The sequence below is a fragment of the Mesorhizobium sp. M1B.F.Ca.ET.045.04.1.1 genome (assembly GCF_003952465.1).
In the GTDB taxonomy this organism is placed as follows: Bacteria; Pseudomonadota; Alphaproteobacteria; order Rhizobiales; family Rhizobiaceae; genus Mesorhizobium; species Mesorhizobium shonense.
In genome coordinates, this window is sequence record NZ_CP034448.1 from 1217810 (window position 1) to 1234282 (window position 16473).

The 16473-nt window shown below is 64.9% G+C and carries 11 protein-coding genes and 1 pseudogene; 4 read left to right on the forward strand and 8 right to left on the reverse strand.

Annotated features, from left to right (window positions below):
• Positions 1-104: 104 nt before the first annotated feature.
• A complete protein-coding gene (locus EJ071_RS06080) occupies positions 105-1481 on the forward strand; it encodes an MFS transporter (RefSeq protein WP_126097268.1) in 1377 nt (458 codons plus the stop codon).
• Positions 1482-1612: 131 nt separating this feature from the next.
• Here the strand turns inward: EJ071_RS06080 and purH are convergent, their stop codons facing one another.
• The 4 genes from purH to htpX form a co-directional block, all read right to left on the reverse strand.
• Positions 1613-3229, reverse strand: a complete 1617-nt coding sequence (purH, locus tag EJ071_RS06085; protein ID WP_126097269.1) for a bifunctional phosphoribosylaminoimidazolecarboxamide formyltransferase/IMP cyclohydrolase — start codon at positions 3227-3229, stop codon at positions 1613-1615.
• Positions 3230-3614: 385 nt separating this feature from the next.
• Positions 3615-5339 carry a heparinase II/III family protein gene (locus EJ071_RS06095; protein WP_126097270.1) on the reverse strand — a complete coding sequence of 575 codons (1725 nt, stop codon included), beginning with the start codon at positions 5337-5339 and terminating at the stop codon, positions 3615-3617.
• A gap of 147 nt (positions 5340-5486) precedes the next feature.
• Entirely contained in the window at positions 5487-6872 is a 1386-nt protein-coding gene (locus EJ071_RS06100) for an RsmB/NOP family class I SAM-dependent RNA methyltransferase (protein WP_189521422.1), read from the reverse strand.
• Positions 6863-7894: a zinc metalloprotease HtpX gene (gene htpX / locus EJ071_RS06105; protein WP_126097272.1), complete on the reverse strand. Its 1032-nt coding sequence runs from the start codon at positions 7892-7894 to the stop codon at positions 6863-6865. The genes EJ071_RS06100 and htpX overlap by 10 nt, the downstream gene beginning before the upstream one ends.
• A 133-nt stretch (positions 7895-8027) precedes the next feature.
• Here htpX and EJ071_RS06110 point away from each other — a divergent pair, with 133 nt between their 5' ends.
• Positions 8028-8249: a DUF1674 domain-containing protein gene (locus tag EJ071_RS06110; RefSeq protein WP_126097273.1), complete on the forward strand. Its 222-nt coding sequence runs from the start codon at positions 8028-8030 to the stop codon at positions 8247-8249.
• Positions 8250-8256: 7 nt separating this feature from the next.
• Here the strand turns inward: EJ071_RS06110 and EJ071_RS06115 are convergent, their stop codons facing one another.
• Positions 8257-8922: an HAD-IA family hydrolase gene (locus EJ071_RS06115; RefSeq protein ID WP_126097274.1), complete on the reverse strand. Its 666-nt coding sequence runs from the start codon at positions 8920-8922 to the stop codon at positions 8257-8259.
• A 414-nt stretch (positions 8923-9336) separates the two neighbouring features.
• On the opposite strand from EJ071_RS06115, the pseudogene EJ071_RS06120 reads away from it, so the two are divergent.
• Both EJ071_RS06120 and EJ071_RS06125 read left to right on the forward strand, forming a co-directional pair.
• A pseudogene (locus EJ071_RS06120) lies at positions 9337-10829 on the forward strand (pilus assembly protein).
• A gap of 400 nt (positions 10830-11229) precedes the next feature.
• Positions 11230-12498, forward strand: a complete 1269-nt coding sequence (locus tag EJ071_RS06125) for a cyclopropane-fatty-acyl-phospholipid synthase family protein (protein ID WP_126097275.1) — start codon at positions 11230-11232, stop codon at positions 12496-12498.
• Positions 12499-12525: 27 nt separating this feature from the next.
• On the opposite strand, the gene EJ071_RS06130 is transcribed toward EJ071_RS06125, so the two are convergent.
• The 3 genes from EJ071_RS06130 to acs form a co-directional block, all read right to left on the reverse strand.
• Positions 12526-13344: a sugar phosphate isomerase/epimerase family protein gene (locus tag EJ071_RS06130; protein WP_126097276.1), complete on the reverse strand. Its 819-nt coding sequence runs from the start codon at positions 13342-13344 to the stop codon at positions 12526-12528.
• 182 nt (positions 13345-13526) lie between these two features.
• The gene (locus tag EJ071_RS06135; protein WP_126097277.1) at positions 13527-14276 is read right to left on the reverse strand and encodes an MOSC domain-containing protein; all 750 of its coding nucleotides are present in this window, start codon (positions 14274-14276) and stop codon (positions 13527-13529) included.
• Positions 14276-16231, reverse strand: a complete 1956-nt coding sequence (acs, locus tag EJ071_RS06140) for an acetate--CoA ligase (protein WP_126097278.1) — start codon at positions 16229-16231, stop codon at positions 14276-14278. The genes EJ071_RS06135 and acs overlap by 1 nt, the downstream gene beginning before the upstream one ends.
• Positions 16232-16473 lie beyond the last annotated feature (242 nt).

The window sequence follows — 16473 nt, forward strand, 5'->3', positions numbered from 1 at the left end:
CCCGGCAGGGCAATGAGGGGCAGCACTGACGTTGTTCGTTTGCAAGGAAACGGGAAACGTGCAGACATGGCGCCCGCGCTAAGACCAATGATGCGGGAGGGGACATGGCCGAAGTAGCAGTGCAGCGGGCGACGGGGCGCGGCATCTGGGGCTGGATGCTCTTCGACTGGGCGGCGCAGCCTTTCTTCACCGTCGTCACCACCTTTATCTTCGGGCCCTATTTCGTCTCGCGCATGGCGAGCGATCCGACCACCGGGCAGGCTGCCTGGGGTTACGGCATCGCCGCGGCGGGCCTCGTCATCGCCGTGCTTTCGCCGGTGCTCGGCTCGATCGCTGACCAGACCGGGCCGCGCAAGCCGTGGATCGCCTTCTTCGCGGCGATCAAGATCATCAGCCTGACGCTGTTGTGGCTTGCAGCACCCGGCTCCAGCCTTTTCCTGATCGTGCTCTTGTTCTCGCTGGCATCGGTAGCGGCGGAATTTTCGACCGTCTTCAACGACTCGATGATGCCGCGGCTGGTGCCGAAGGAGGAGATCGGCAAGATCTCCAACATCGCCTGGGGGCTCGGCTATCTCGGCGGCATGATCGCCTTGATTTTCGTCGTGCTGTTCCTGGCCGGATCGCTGGAAACCGGCAAGACGATCATCGGCCTCGATCCGCTTTTCGGGCTCGATCCAAAGCTCGGCGAGGACGCGCGTTTCACCGGGCCGATGTCGGCCGGCTGGTATTTCCTTTTCATCCTGCCGATGTTCTTCTTTACCCCGGACGCCACCAAGGGGCTGCCGATCGGACCGGCGGTGCGCGAAGGCCTGTCGGAGTTGAAATCCACCCTGTTTGAAGTTCGCAAGCGTGTCGGCATCTTCCGTTTCCTCATCGCTCGCATGATCTACCAGGACGGCGTCAACGCGGTGCTGGCGCTGGGCGGCACGTTCGCGGCCGGCATGTTCCACTGGTCGATCACCGAGATCGGGATGTTCGGCATCATCCTCAACGTCGTCGCCATCTTCGGCTGCTGGATCGCCGCCCGCCTCGACACGGCACTCGGCTCCAAGGCGGTGGTGATCATCGCGCTCATCATGCTGTCCGTTGCCACGATCGGCATCGTGTCGACCGGGCCGGGTTTCACGCTGCTCGGCCTGATCCAGCTTTCGACCGCCGATTCCGGCGGCCTGTTCGGCACCGCCGCCGAAAAGGCCTACATCCTTTACGGCCTGCTCGTCGGCCTCGCCTTCGGGCCGGTGCAGGCCTCGTCGCGTTCCTACATGGCGCGCAGCGTCACCGCGGCCGAGTCCGGCCGCTATTTCGGCATCTATGCGTTGGCCGGACGGGCGACGAGCTTCCTGGCGCCGTTCCTGGTGTCGACGATCACGCTCGCCAGCGGCTCGGCACGGCTCGGCATGGCGGTGATCGTGCTGTTCCTCGGCATCGGCATGGCGATCCTGGTCAGGACGCCATACCCGGCGGACAAGCCTGTAGGGTGAACCTACCCTCCCCCTTGTGGGGAGGGTCGATCCGCGAAGCGGAGCGGGGTGGGGGTCAGCGCCATCACCCCGCCCCGGTGCGCTCGCAAGCGAGCGCACCGACCCTCCCCATCGAGGGGAGGGTAAAGGCGCTAATGCCTGAAGTGCCTGACTCCCGTGAACACCATGGCGATGCCGTGCTCGTCGGCCGCGGCGATGACTTCGTCGTCGCGCATCGAGCCGCCGGGCTGGATCACCGCCGTGGCGCCGGCTTCTATCGCCGACAGCAGGCCGTCGGCGAAGGGGAAGAAGGCATCTGAAGCGACGACGGAGCCCTTGGTTAGGGGTTCTGCCAGCCCGGCAGCTTCCGCCGCGTCGAGCGCCTTGCGGGCGGCGATGCGCGAGGAATCGACGCGGCTCATCTGGCCGGCGCCGATGCCGACGGTGGCACCGTCCTTCGCATAGACGATGGCGTTCGACTTGACGTGCTTGGCGACGCGGAAGGCGAATCTCAGGTCGGCCATCTCGGCCGGCGTCGGCGCGCGCTTCGTCACCACCTTGAGCTCGAGATCGTCGACCACCGCGTTGTCGCGGCTTTGCACCAGGAGCCCGCCGGCGACCGACTTCGCAACCGTGCCGGCGGCGCGCGGGTCGGGCAGGCCGCCGGTGGTGAGCAGGCGCAGGTTCTTCTTGGCGGCGACGATCGCGGCCGCCTCGTCGGTGGCGTCGGGCGCGATGATCACTTCGGTGAAGGTTTTCACGATCTCCTCGGCCGCTTCCGCATCGAGGATGCGGTTCATGGCGACGATGCCGCCATAGGCCGAGACCGGGTCGCAAGCGAGCGCCTTGGCGTAGGCCGCCTTCAGCGTAGCGCCCTCGGCGACGCCACACGGATTGGCGTGCTTGATGATGGCGATCGCCGCCGAGCGGGCCGGATCGAACTCGCCGACCAGCTCGAAGGCGGCGTCGGTGTCGTTGATGTTGTTGTAGGAGAGCTGCTTGCCCTGCAACTGCCTTGCCGTCGCCACGCCCGGCCGCTTGTCGCCGGACAGATAGAAGCCGGCGCCCTGGTGCGGGTTCTCGCCATAACGCATCACCTGGTCGAGACGGCCGCCGAAGGCGCGCCAGGTCGGGTGCTCGATCTCGAGCGCCTCGGCGAACCAGCCGGAGATTGCCGCGTCATAGGTTGCGGTGCGGGCAAAGGCCTTGGCCGCCAGCTTCTTGCGGAAATCGAGCGACAGCGAGCCGAGGTTCATCTCCAGCGCGTTGAGCACCGAGGCATAGTCGGTGGGGTCGGTGACGATGGCGACATAGGCATGGTTCTTGGCCGAGGCGCGGATCATCGCCGGGCCGCCGATGTCGATATTCTCGACGATCGAGGCGTAGCCGGCGCCGGAATGGCGGACTTCCTCGAACGGATAGAGGTTGGAGACGACGAGGTCGATCGGCTGGATGTGGTGGTCGTGCATCGCCTTCGCGTGCTCGGGATCGTCGCGCACGCCGAGCAGGGCGCCGTGCACCGACGGATGCAAGGTCTTGACCCGGCCGTCCATGATCTCGGGAAAACCGGTCAGGTCCGAAACGTCGCGGACCGCCATGCCGGCCTTGGCGATCTCCTTCGCCGTGCCGCCGGTGGAGACCAGCTCGATGCCGGCGGCGGCCAGCGCCTTGGCAAAGTCGATCAGGCCCGTCTTGTCGAAGACGGAAAGCAGCGCGCGGCGGACCGGAACGAGGTCGGGCGCGGGAATGTTCTTGGCGGGGACGGCCATGGGCTTGCGGCCTTTCAAGGCTGGTTGGGAAACGTTCGCGGGCCGTAGCATATGAGGCCCGGAAATCAAGCGCCGCGCACTTTTCGCTGGGCTGTTGCCTTGGGGTTTTGCATCCGTTTCAGGCGTCAGCGCTGCCCCTCACCTGCCTGCCGGCATCCTCTCCCCGTATAGTGACGGGGAGAGGGGCGCTCCCATCAGCGGTTTCGCCAATCTCCAGCACTGCAAGAATGGCGCCGGGGCTGCGGCCAGTTCCCTTCTCCCCGTCCTATACGGGGAGAAGGTGCCGGCAGGCGGATGAGGGGCAGCGTCGACCTCGACAATTGGCCCGCTCCAGCACGGTGGAAGCGATCCTCATCCGGGCCAATCGACCGGCACGCCGACCCGCTCAGTTGTTTTCGGGGTAGCCGGCGATGTGGTTGCGCGTCAGCTGCCAGTGCACCTCGGCAGTCTCCGAGGCCTTGAAGCCAAGCACGATCTGCCGGCTGCGGCGCGGCCCGCCGAGCCCGGCGAAATAGATCGATTCCTCGACCTCCGGCGCCACTTCCGTGCAGGTGAACACCCAGGTGTCGCCCTGGGAGGCCGTTAGGGTCAGGCGATCCTGCTCGTCCTGCAGCAGGCCGATGTCGGGATGGACGTGGAAGCGCACCGTGACGAAGTCGCGGCCATTGTTGCGGATCGCGCCTCCTCCGGGGCGCAGGAAACGGTCGCGGCCGGTCAGCACATTGCCGTTAGCCGCCAGCTTCAGCTCGCGCTCATGCAGGAAGCCGAAGCGTGCCGCATAGCCGTCGTGGCGGGCGACAAAACCGTGCACGCCCTTCTGGTCGATGCGCCTGCAGGGCACGTGCTGCGGCCCGCCGATCAGCGGCGAGCCGAGCAGGTCGCTGACCCGCAGCGAATGGCTGAAGCGCGCCGAGGACGTATCGTTGACGGTGGCGGTCGAGTGCGCGGCGGTGGCACGCGCCAGCGGCCGGAATTCGGCGGCGCCGTAGGTGTCGATGCCGGCATTGACGATAAAGTGCTGGCGTCCGGAAGAAAGCTCGAAGGCGAGGCACCCGGCATGCGCGGCGTTGGCGACGTCGATGGGTGGCGGCGTCCCGGTGTCGGCGATGACCGTCACGCCGCCCATCGACAGGCGCTCATAGCCGGAATGCGGCGCGTGCAGCAGCGGCGCGCCGACCGTGTCGTCGTGGCGCAGGATGGTGGCGATGCGATCGTGGATCGTGGCGCCCATGCCATTGAAGCGGGCAAGGCTGCCGTCCTGGTGGCGGAAGAAACGCAGCGCCGGCAACATGCGGTCGACGGCGTTGATCAAGGCCGAGGGCGGCGCCTCGGCCTGGTTGGCATAGGTCTGGCGCAGCGGCAAAAGGTCGGCCAGCAATTCCAGCACCGTCATCGGGTTTCGCGAAATATGGCCGCCGTCAGGCAGGATCTGACGGTCGAGCTCCTCGGCCAGGTTGCGGGTCGCACCGCGCAGCGCCGAGGCCGGCGCCGGCAGCGACAGGGCGGCAAAGGCAAGCGCGATGCGGGCGCGCAGCCTGTCCTTGCCGTCCGGCATCTCGCGCGCCATCGACCGCAGATAACGGATCTGCATGGCGAGCGATTTGAGGAAGGCGCGGTAGAAGGCAAACTCGGCGCCCTGCAGCACGACGGAGGAATGCTGCAGCCAGGCGATCACCCGCTTGGCCGTCGTGCCCGGTTCCCAGGCGACGCCCGATATCTGGTTGCCGTGCATGGCGATCCAGTCCGAAACCAGGGCGCGAGCGTTGGCGGCAGCGAGCTCGGTGCCGGCGGCGCGCATGTGGCGCAGCCAGCGGAAGCCGTGCAGCGATTTTCGCCAGCCGCGGTTGGGGACGTTGATCTGGAAGGGCGATTTGCCGCCGGTCTCGACGAGATGGCCGGACAGCGGATAGCGGCCATAATAGATTTCAAGCGCGATCTGCGGATCGGCGAGCCTCAGATCCGGCGGCGCGATGAGGACGCGCTCCGGCGTGCGGCCGGAATAGCGCCAGCGATAGATGGGGCCGGCGCGAAGGCGCCGGCGCGTCTTGCGCCAGAACTCCCTCGCGACAAGCGTCCAAAGACGCGTCGTGCTGCCGGCAACAAGTGCCAAATCCCCTCCTGATCGTCCGCTACCCCAAGCACAAGCTTATATGATTCAAGAACTTATGCGAAGGCGGATTTCGCCGAAGTGAAAGAGTTCACGCGGCTCCGCCAGGGTCGTCCCTAAAAAAGTCGGCAAGTTTTATACAATAACGATCTAAGCCGCTCTTTGCATCCGCGCGGCAAAGAAGCCGTCCAGGCCGGAAATGCCGGGCGGTCCCAGCACCAAGTCGGCGGGCGTCGTGCGCAGGGTGCCCTCCGGCGTCAGGAACGGATCGAGGCCGGCGAATTCGCCCGGCTGGACCGGATCAGCGATCACGCCTGGGACCTCCGCGAGGAAAGCGCGATAAAGCTCCTCGCCTTCGATCGGGTCGAGCGAACAGTTGGAAAACACAATCCGCCCGCCGGGTTTGACGAGACCGACTGCATGAGCGAGCAGACGACGCTGGAGCGCGGCGAGCTTCTCGACATCGGCCATCGCCTTCGTCCACGGCACGTCGGGATGCCTGCGCACGGTGCCCGTCGACGAGCAGGGGGCGTCGAGCAGCACGGCGTCGAACAACTCGTCCGGCCGGTACTCGAGCAGGTCCGTCTGCGCCAGTTCGGCCGACAGGCCGAGGCGCTCGAGGTTCTGCGCCAGCCGCGCCAGCCGGTTCTTCGAGGTGTCGACGGCTGTGACGTTAGCGCCGGCAAGGATGAGCTGCGCCGTCTTGCCGCCGGGAGCGGCGCAAAGGTCGGCGACGCGTAGGCCCTTGATGTCGCCGAACAGGCGCGCGGGCAGGCTCGCGGCCGCATCCTGCACCCACCAGGCGCCCTCTGCGAAGCCGGGAAGGTCGGTGACCGAGGCCTGCAGCCTCTCGACACGTACGGTGCCGGTCGGCAGCACGATGCCGCCCAGCTTCTCTGCCCAGAGCACCGGGTCGGATTTGGCTGTGAAGTCGACCGGCGCCTCATGACGATGGGCGGCAAGGATGGCGCGTGCCTTATCGGCGCCGTAGGCGGCGATCAGCCGTTCGGAAAACCATTGCGGCGCTTCGTTCGTGGCGGCAAGCGCGGGCGCAAGCTCGGCCTCCTTGGCGCGCGCCAGCGAGCGCAGCACGCCGTTAACGAGTCCGGAGAAACGCAGCGTGCGCGGGTCGGACTTGGCGTGGGTGACGGCGAGGTCGACCGCGGCGCTGTCCGGGATGCCGAGGAACAGGATCTGCGCCGCGGCCACGTGCAGGATGTGGGAGAGCGCAGTGGCATTGGCCGGCAGCGGCCTCTCCAGCCGCTTGGCCAGCAGCCCGGCAATGGGCATGCGGTGGCGCAGCGCCGTGACCAGGATGGCGCGGACCAATGCGCGGTCTCGCGCATCGAGCGCCTTGTATTGCGGATGGCCGTGCTCGTTGTCGGTCAGGCCGTCGAGCGGGGTGCGGGCATCGATGACGGCGGCGAGCAGGCGCGCGGCGGCCTTGCGCACGACAAGGCCGGCGATCTGCTCGCCCGCATTGCCGTCACGCCTGCCTGGGTTCTGCGGTCGGCGCTTGGCTCCGCTCACGACCACGGACCCTTGGGCCCTGCGCCGCGAGGTCCGGTCGGGTTGCGGCCCCACGGATTGGGCTTGGCCCGCTTCGGCCCGGCCGGCGGCGCGGACTCGGGCGGCTTGCCCCACGGTCCGGCCTGCGCCTCGTCCGGGCGGCTTGGCGCCGGCGCCTCGCGCGGCGCGGCCGGCGCGGCGCCGCCCATCTGACGGGCCATCTGCTGCAGCGCGGTAATGCGGTTCTCGGTGCTCGGATGGGTCGAGAACAGATTGTCCATGCGCTCGCCGGAGAGCGGGTTGATGATGAAGAGATGGGCCATCGCCGGATTGCGCTCGGCGTCCGGGTTGGGGATGCGTTCGGCGCCGCGCGCGATCTTGTCGAGCGCGGAGGCCAGCCATAGCGGCTGGCCGCAGATCTCGGCGCCGCGGCGGTCGGCCTCGTATTCGCGGGTGCGGCTCACCGCCATCTGCACGATCATGGCGGCGAAGGGCGCGACCAGCATGGCGACAAGCACGCCGACGAAGCCGAACGGGTTGTTGTTGTCGCGGCTGCCGCCGAAGAAGAAGGCGAAATTGCCCAGCATCGAGATGGCGCCGGCAAGCGTCGCGACGATCGTCATGGTAAGCGTGTCGCGATGCTGCACATGGGCAAGCTCGTGCGCCATCACGGCCGCGACCTCCTCGTGGCTGAGCCGCTCCAAGAGCCCGGTCGAGGCGGCCACGGCCGCGTTCTCCGGATTGCGGCCGGTGGCGAATGCGTTGGGCTGCGGGCTATCGATCAGATAGGTCTTCGGCATCGGCAGGCCGGCCTGCTTGGCCAGCGCCTGGACGATCGCATAATATTCAGGCGCATTCTTCTCGTCGACCTCGACGGCGCGGTTCATCGACAGCACCATCTTGTCGGCATTCCAGTAGCTGAACAGGTTCATGCCGGCGGCGAAAAGCAGAGCAATGATCATGCCGCCCGAGCCGCCGATCAGAAAGCCGACGCCCATGAACAGCGCGGTCATCGCGGCAAGAAGCATGGCGGTGCGAAGCGTGTTCATCGTCTCTTCCGTTGGTGGCGAATAGGGGTCGATCCGTCTTGCATCATGGCTATATGATGGGAAAGACCGGCTCCCGTTTCAATCGACGCCCTGTTTTAATCGGCCGCCTGTTTCAATCCGCAAGGCATATCGCATGACCGAACAACGTAGCAGAACCGAAACCGCTCCCGCAGCCGACAAGCCGCAAAAGACGCTGACGCCGGCTGCCGAGCGGGCGCTGGCGGAGGCCGAGGCAAGGCGACAGGCATACCGCAAGACCGAGGCTCAACTGCCGAAGGAGATCGGCGGCCGCGGCGGCAAGGAACCGGGCCGCTACGGCGACTGGGAAGTGAAGGGGCTGGCGAGCGACTTTTAGCGGGGAACTAGGCCGCGTCGCGCTGCGGCTCGATGACGATCCAGCCATTGTCGTCCGTGGCGATACCGAGCGCGTCATAGGAAGCGATGCTGGCGTGCGATGTCTGCATCGCATGGACATGCGTGGCGCTGATCACCATCACCGCGGCGCCGGACGCTTCGCCCGCCGCGATTCCCGCCGGCGCATCCTCGAAGACCAGGCAATCGCGCGCTTCGACGCCGAGACGCTTCGCGGCCAAAAGGAAGCAGTCGGGCGCCGGCTTGCCGCGGGTGACGTCCTCGGCCGAGACCATCATGGCCGGAACCGGAATGCCTGCCGCTTGCAAGCGCAGCAGCGCCAGTTCGCGCGGCGCCGAGGTGACGATCGCCCAGCGCTCAAGCGGCAGCGACTTGAGAAAGGCAGCGGCGCCGGGGATCGGCACGATGCCCTCGAGGTCGGCGGCCTCGGCCTTGAGCAACGCTTCGGCCTCCACGATCGGATCGACGCCGGGGAGCTTCAGCGCGGCGATCGTCTCTCTTGCGCGCCTGCCATGGATCGTCGGCAGGAAGCTCGCGACGTCGAGGCCGTGGCGATAGGCCCACGTCGTCCACACCCGTTCCGCCGCGGCGATCGAGTTGAGGACCGTGCCGTCCATATCGAAAAGGAAGGCGGCGAACTTTCTGCCTGCGAACATTTGATTTCCTGGAGAATCGTTTTCGGGGAGGGCGAAACGCAACCATAGTCTAAACCGCCCAACGCCGCGTGAGAAGGCCGCTGGCGGTTCAACGCCGCCACATCGTAGCCCAGGCGGCTGTATCACTACGGCTTCAGCACCGCTGTTGACCAAGTTCGGCACAGGCCCCGCTGTGCCGAACCGGGATCGGCCGCAATCGCTCCGAAGATCATGGTAAGCGCTTCATGAACGGCGTTTTCGTGGCAGCTTTTTCGTTTACCGGCCATTCACCCTCTTGCCTGCCGAAATCAAGCAAAAACAATGAGTTAACCTGCGATTGAGCATCTTTCCGCCGGTCGGCGGCCGCGTCTGGCCGAAATCCTGCAACGCCTCCGCCGAGCGGCGTCGATGCCGCGGACAGGCGGGGGTGGAAAGATGCGGCAGTTCAAAGATCTCGTTCGCGGGGGTCTCGTTCGTGGGGTGGACGGCTTTGCCCGGGATCGCGGAGGCAATTTCGCGGTTCTGTTCGGGGCTGCCGCATCGGTCCTGGCGCTGGGGGTGGGATTCGCGGTCAATATCTCGCAGCTCTACAATGCGAGATCGAGCTTGCAGAGCGTCGTCGACGCCGCTGTGACATCGACGGCGCGCGATCTCACCCTCGGCGTCATCAAGGAAGCCGACGCCAATGCGTCGGTACAGGCATTTCTCGACGCCAACAGCAAGACCGGCATCCTGCAGGCGAACCAGATCGTGCTCGACAAGCTCACGATCAACAGAACGGAGAAGACCGTGCAGGCGGATGTGCATGCCGATATCGGCCTTTACTTTCCCCTGTTCAACATTGGCGACATGCAGCGCGTCGGCACCTCAACCACGGCGCTCTATTCCGACAAGAAGGTCGAGGTGGCGATGATGCTCGACACCACCGGCTCGATGGCGAAAAGGGGCAACGTCGATAAGATCGGCGATCTGAAAGCAGCGGCGAAAAACGCCGTCCGGACGATGCTTCAGAACCAGGATCCGAAGAACCCCCGCGTGCGCGTCGCGCTTGTACCCTATGCATCCGCCGTGAACGCCGGCAAGCTGGCGGAAAATGTCTATGCCGAGAAGCAGGGGAGCTCTGACTTGCCGCCCGTCGCCGGCAGCTCGCTTCTCGTCGCCAAGACGGGCAACAAGCTGCTGCCGTCCTTCGGCGACTACATCTCCATTGTCGGCGCGGCGACGCCTCGTTCCGATAATTGCGCCACGGAGCGCAAGGACAAGAACGGCGATCCGGATTTTAGCGCCGACGGCCCCGACACGGTTCGCACGGACAGGAGCGGCAAGAAATATTACGCCCTGGTCAACCGCGATGATCATCTGGGTGGCGGAGGAATGAACAAGTGCCCTGATGCGGCGGTGATCCCGCTGACCGCCGATTCCGGCGCATTGCTTGATTCGATCGACGACTTCGAGGCCGGTGGCTATACGGCCGGCGCGATCGCCATTCAGTGGACCTACTATATGCTGTCGCCGCAATGGCGCGCGGCGATCAAGAGTGCCGGTCTCGGCAGCGGCCCCTCGGATATCAATGCGAAGAAGATTGCCAAGGTCGCGATCCTGATGACCGATGGCCAGTTCAATACCGCCTTCGCCGTCGCCGGGGCAGCTACAACAACCAGGGCAACCTTGCGCGCGGCAACGCCGAGACGCTATGCGGCAACATGAAAAGCGACGGCATCGAGATTTTCACCATCGGCTTCGATCTCAACGACAAGGACATGTCGGCGACCGAGCGGGACCAGGCGAAGGCGGTGCTGAAGGATTGTTCGTCGAAGGACGTCTCCGCCGCCAACAAACATTATTTCGAGGTGTCCACCGGAGTGGAATTGGACGACGCCTTTCAGGAAATCATCCGCAACACCGAAAAGGTTACGCTGACGCAGTAATCCGCAAACGGAAAAGGCCGCCGCTTCTTGACGAAGCAGGCGGCCTTCCGTGTTTCCGTCCATGACGCGGCTCATGGCGGCGACCCCTTCGGGTCACCTGCCGCGCGTCTCGCGCCTTAACGGGAAGACTGCTTCCCGGAAGTGCAATCCGCTGAGCTCACGTTCTGGAAAACGAAATCACTCGACATCGGATCACCTCCTTTCGGTTTGTTGAACACAGCCAAATGATGGGGTGCGTCGCGGCAAAAGACAAGATGACGCGACGGAATGGCCATTCCTCGGGCGGGAAATCCTTCTCCGCCGGTGTTTTTGCGCAACAGGTCGGGATTGCGGTCCGCAGGCTGGTGGACGACAGTGGCGCTCGGGGAATGGGGTGGGTGCGACGCATCGGGAGGTGGGAATGGATGCCGCCGACAGAGCCGCGCGGATCGTGCGCAGGGTCGTCGAGACACTGAAGCCGGGTTTTGCGGTCAGGCTGTGGACCGGCGAGCGGATCGGGCCCGCCGACGGTCCGGTGCTCGCCATCAACGACCAGGACATCGTCTGGCAACTGGTGCGCCGGCCGGCTTTCTCGACACTGGTCGAGATGTGGATTTCCAAGACCGTCGACATCGAAGACGGCACGCTGTTCGATTTCTACGCCCTGCCGTCGCAAGGCAAGCTCAAGACGAAGCTCAGATCACTGCCGAAGCTGGCGATCCTGCGCGACCTGCCGATGGTGTTGTTTTCGCGAAAACAGATGACGGCGCGCAGCGATCTTTCCGGCCGCAAGCCTTTCGTCAGCGGATCGAACAAGGAGGCGATCCAGCACCATTACGACATCTCGAATGCCTTCTACCGGCTCTTCCTTGACGAGCGCATGGTCTACAGCTGCGGCTATTTCAGGGATTTCGCCAACGGCATCGACCAGGCGCAGATCGACAAGCTCGACCACATCTGCCGCAAGCTCAGGCTGAGACCCGGCGACAGGCTGCTCGACATCGGCTGCGGCTGGGGCGCGATGCTCATCCATGCGGCGAAGCATTACGGCGTCGTCGGGCACGGCGTCTCGTTGTCGGAGGCGCAGACGGAGCTTGCCCGCGAACGCATCCGCGCCGAGGGGCTGGAGGATCGCATCACCATCGAGATAAAATCCTATGCCGAGCTCTCCGGCACCTTCGACAAGATCTCGTCGATCGGCATGTTCGAGCATCTCGGGCTTGCCAACCACGCTGCCTATTTCTCGGCCGTCCACCGCCTGCTGAAGCCAGGCGGCATCTATCTCCACCACGCCATCACCAGGCGCAGCAAGGGCGACATCAGGAAGACGCTGCGCAAGGGGCCGGAATACAAGGCGCTGATCAAATACATCTTCCCCGGCGGCGAGCTCGACACGATCGGCATGACGCTCGGCAATCTCGAAGCGCATGGCTTCCTGGTCCACGACGTCGAGAACTTGCGCGAGCACTACGCGCGTACCTGCCGCCTGTGGGCGGAGCGTCTGCATGCGCATTTCGACGAGGCGATCGCCGAGGTCGGCGAGGCGAAGGCGCGGCTCTGGCTGCTCTATCTCACCGGCTGCTCGATCGCCTTCGAGCGCGCCTCGGCGCAGATTTTCCAGACCGTCGCCACCAAGCGCGCGCGTGGCCCGAGCGGCCTGCCGCCGACGCGGGCGGATTTGTACCGGTAACGCGGCAGGCTCTCGTTTCCGCCATCCTCACTCCGCGATACCGAGCGAGGCAAGATAGGCCGCGGAAGCCGGTATCTTGGCCTTGTCCTTGATCTCGATGATCAGGCGCGGATTGCTTTCGAGTTTGGCAAGCGCGGCAAAGACCGCTCTCCACCGGATCGTGCCCTCACCCAGGCTCCAGTGGCGATCGGCGTAGCCGTCACCATCCTGCAAGTGGACGTGCTGCAGACGATTGCCCGCGGCGTGCACATAGTAATCAACCGGTGGAGCGCCGGTCGAGCCGTGGGCATAATAGGCATGGCCGGTGTCGATCGAGACGGCAACGGCAGCGGAACCGAAGCTGTCGGCCAGCCCCACGCGGATATACGGATCCTTGTCCTCGATATTCTCGATGACCATGGTGCAGCCGATGTCCTCGGCCCGCTTGACGGCATCGCGCAGCGTCAGATGGCAGCACTCGATTATTTTTTCGCGGTCGCTGGGGTTGTTGTCGAGATTGTTGTAGGACCAGGTCGTATAGGGGCTGTGGACAACCATCTGCGTCGCGCCGATGGCGGCGCAGACCTCGATTCCCTGTACGTGACGTCTGCTCACGACATCGCGGACATCAGGGTCCCTCGACGCAATGGTCAAGCCCCAGAAAGGTCCGTGAATCCCAAGCCGTCCACGGTGTCCGTCGAGAAGCTTTCTGGCGCGGGCGGCGAGCGGTGTCCAATCGCCATTGAGAACTCTCGCATCGACGAAGCTCTGCAGCTCCAGATCGCGCTGCCTTTCGAATAGCCAGTCGCGGTGGATTTCGACGTCGTCCAGTGTCATGGCGGCGCCAAGAACGGGCAAGGAAGTCATAGGGGCTCCGGTAGGTGAGATTTGAAACTATTGGACAACAAGGCAGACCGTGCGGTTATGTGACGCCGTTTTCTGTCATGCGTATTACACGCAGCGCCAAGCCCGCGGCGTCAAGATCACACCGTCACACGGCATAACGGGACGGGTATAAATCTGTTGACGCAATTCCGGCGGAAAACCGTTCAGGCAAAGCGCGTCGGCGCGCCGGTCTCGACGCGCGCCGGCCTGTCCACGGTGCAGTAGACGCCGATATTGTGGGCGTTGTAGCGGACCAGGTTGCGCAGGATGCCGGGATCGTTGTCGAAGCCATCCTGGGCGATGATGGTGAAGCCGCAGCGGCGGCAAGGCTCCGAGACGGTGAGCAGGAGATCGCCGACCGCGAGCTTGCGGCCGATCCATTCCGTCTCCGGGAAGGAGCCTTCGACGGGGTCCATGTCGACGACGATGTTGGGACGGAAGCGGCGCGGATCGGGCACGCCCTCCGGATGCAGCGCCTTCAACCGCGCCAGCGAGGCTGTGGTGAGCAGGTGGATCGGCGCCTTGCGGTAGCGCGCCTGTGTCAGCGGACCGACATAGGCCGGCGGTGCGTTCTCCTGGCCGAACGGCCGGATCGAGGCAGTAAAGCCGAGATAGGCAGACACGGCACGATCGCATTCGGCGCCAGGCGCGCTCAGCCAGTCGCCGCCGGGAACGGCCACCTCTAGGTCGCGATCGCTGCTCAGCCTGGTTCGGATGCGCGGCACCTTATGCCATTTCGCATCGCGATCGGGCCTTGCGATCTCATTGTCGCCGGCATCGACGAGGCCGAACATACGGTCACCGTCGATGGTTTCGCGGCCAACCGAGATCGCGTCCAGCCGCTCGCCGGCGAGCGAGCTCGCCGGATAGCGCCAGAGTTGGCTGACGGTGCCGAGTGCGGTCTGGACGGTCATCAGGCCCTTTTGTTCTGCCGGTTGGCGACAAGGTCGTCGACGACGGCCGGGTCTGCAAGCGTCGAGGTGTCGCCGAGCGCGCCGTAATCGTCCTCGGCGATCTTGCGCAGGATGCGGCGCATGATCTTGCCCGAGCGGGTCTTGGGCAGGCCCGGCGCGAACTGGATCTTGTCGGGCGTGGCGATGGCGCCGATCTCCTTGCGGACGTGGTCGATCAGCTCCTTGCGCAATCCATCGCCCGATGCTTCGCCGGCCATCAGGGTGACGTAGCAGTAGATTCCCTGGCCCTTGATGTCGTGCGGATAGCCTACGACGGCAGCCTCCGAGACCTTGTCGTGGCTGACCAGCGCCGACTCCACTTCCGCTGTGCCCATGCGATGACCGGAGACGTTGATGACGTCATCGACGCGGCCGGTGATCCAGTAATAGCCGTCGGCGTCGCGGCGGCAGCCGTCGCCGGTGAAGTACTTGCCCTTGTAGGTGGAGAAATAGGTCTGCACGAAGCGGTCGTGATCGCCATAGACCGTGCGCATCATGCCGGGCCATGCATCGATGATGCAGAGATTGCCGTCGGCCGCCCCCTCCAGCACCTTGCCCTCGCCGTCGACCAGTTGCGGCTGGACGCCGAAGAAGGGCCGCGTCGCGGAGCCCGCCTTGAGGTCGGTGGCGCCGGGCAGCGGCGTGATCAGTATACCGCCGGTCTCGGTCTGCCACCAGGTGTCGACGATCGGCACCTTGGCGTTGCCGACGACGTTGAAATACCACTCCCAGGCTTCCGGGTTGATCGGCTCGCCGACCGTGCCCAGCACGCGCAGCGACTTGCGTGAGGTCTTCTTCACATGGCTGTCGCCAGCGCCCATCAGCGCGCGCAACGCGGTCGGCGCGGTGTAGAAGATATTGACCTTGTGCTTGTCGATGACGTCCCAGAAGCGCGACTGCGACGGATAGTTCGGCACGCCCTCGAACATCAGCGTGGTGGCGCCGTTGGCCAAAGGCCCGTAGACGATGTAGCTGTGGCCCGTGACCCAGCCGACATCGGCGGTGCACCAGTAGATGTCGCCGTCATGATAGTCGAAGACATATTGGTGCGTCATCGAGACATAGACGAGATAGCCGGCGGTGGTGTGCAGCACGCCCTTCGGCTTGCCGGTCGAGCCCGAAGTGTAGAGGATGAACAGCGGGTCTTCCGCCTTCATCTTCTCCGGTTTGCAGTCGGCCTTAACGGTCGCGGCTTCGTCGTGGTACCAGACGTCGCGCCCCGGCACCCAGCCGGTCTTGCCGCCGGTGCGGCGCACGACCACCACCTTCTCGACCTTGGTGCCGGCCTTGGCCGCGATCTCGATCGCCTTGTCGGCATTGTCCTTCAGCGGGATCGGCTTGCCGCCGCGCAGGCCCTCGTCGGCGGTGACGACGATGGTCGACTTGCAGTCGTCGATGCGCCCGGCGAGCGCATCGGGCGAGAAGCCGCCGAAGACGACCGAATGGATGGCGCCGATGCGCGTGCAGGCCAGCATCGCATAGGCCGTCTCCGGGATCATCGGCATGTAGATGGTGACGCGGTCGCCCTTCTTGACGCCGTGCTTCTTCAGCACATTGGCGAAGCGGCAGACATGCGCGTAAAGCTGGTTATAGGTGATCTTCCTGTCATCGTAGGGGTTGTCGCCTTCCCAGATGATGGCGGTCTGGTCGCCGCGCTTCTTCAAGTGCCGGTCGATGCAGTTGTAGGAAACATTGGTCTGGCCGTCCTCGAACCATTTGATCGAGACCTTGCCGTCGAAGGAGGTGTTCTTGACTTTGGTGAAGGGCTTGAACCAGTCGATGCGCTTGCCGTGCTTGCCCCAGAACTTGTCCGGATTTTTCACGCTGTCGGCATACCATTTGAGATAGGTGTCGTTGTCGATCAGCGCGTTCTTCTTCCACGCCGGCTGGACGCGGTGGACATGGGCATCGGACATTTTTCAGCTTTCCTCCGGAACCGTTCCGCCGGCTTGAAGTGCCGGCGGCATCGCGGCAAGGCAGCCGCGAATTCGCGCGCATTATTAACAGTTCCGCCGTGACGGCAATATTAGACGTTGGATTCGCGCGGCGGGATGACGCAGGGGCAACCGCGAAACGCTGTCAGCACTCCCGCTTCATCGCTGCTAACCAACTGTTTTAGCGATGGAAAACTCGACTCAGAGCTGCTAGAATCAATAGA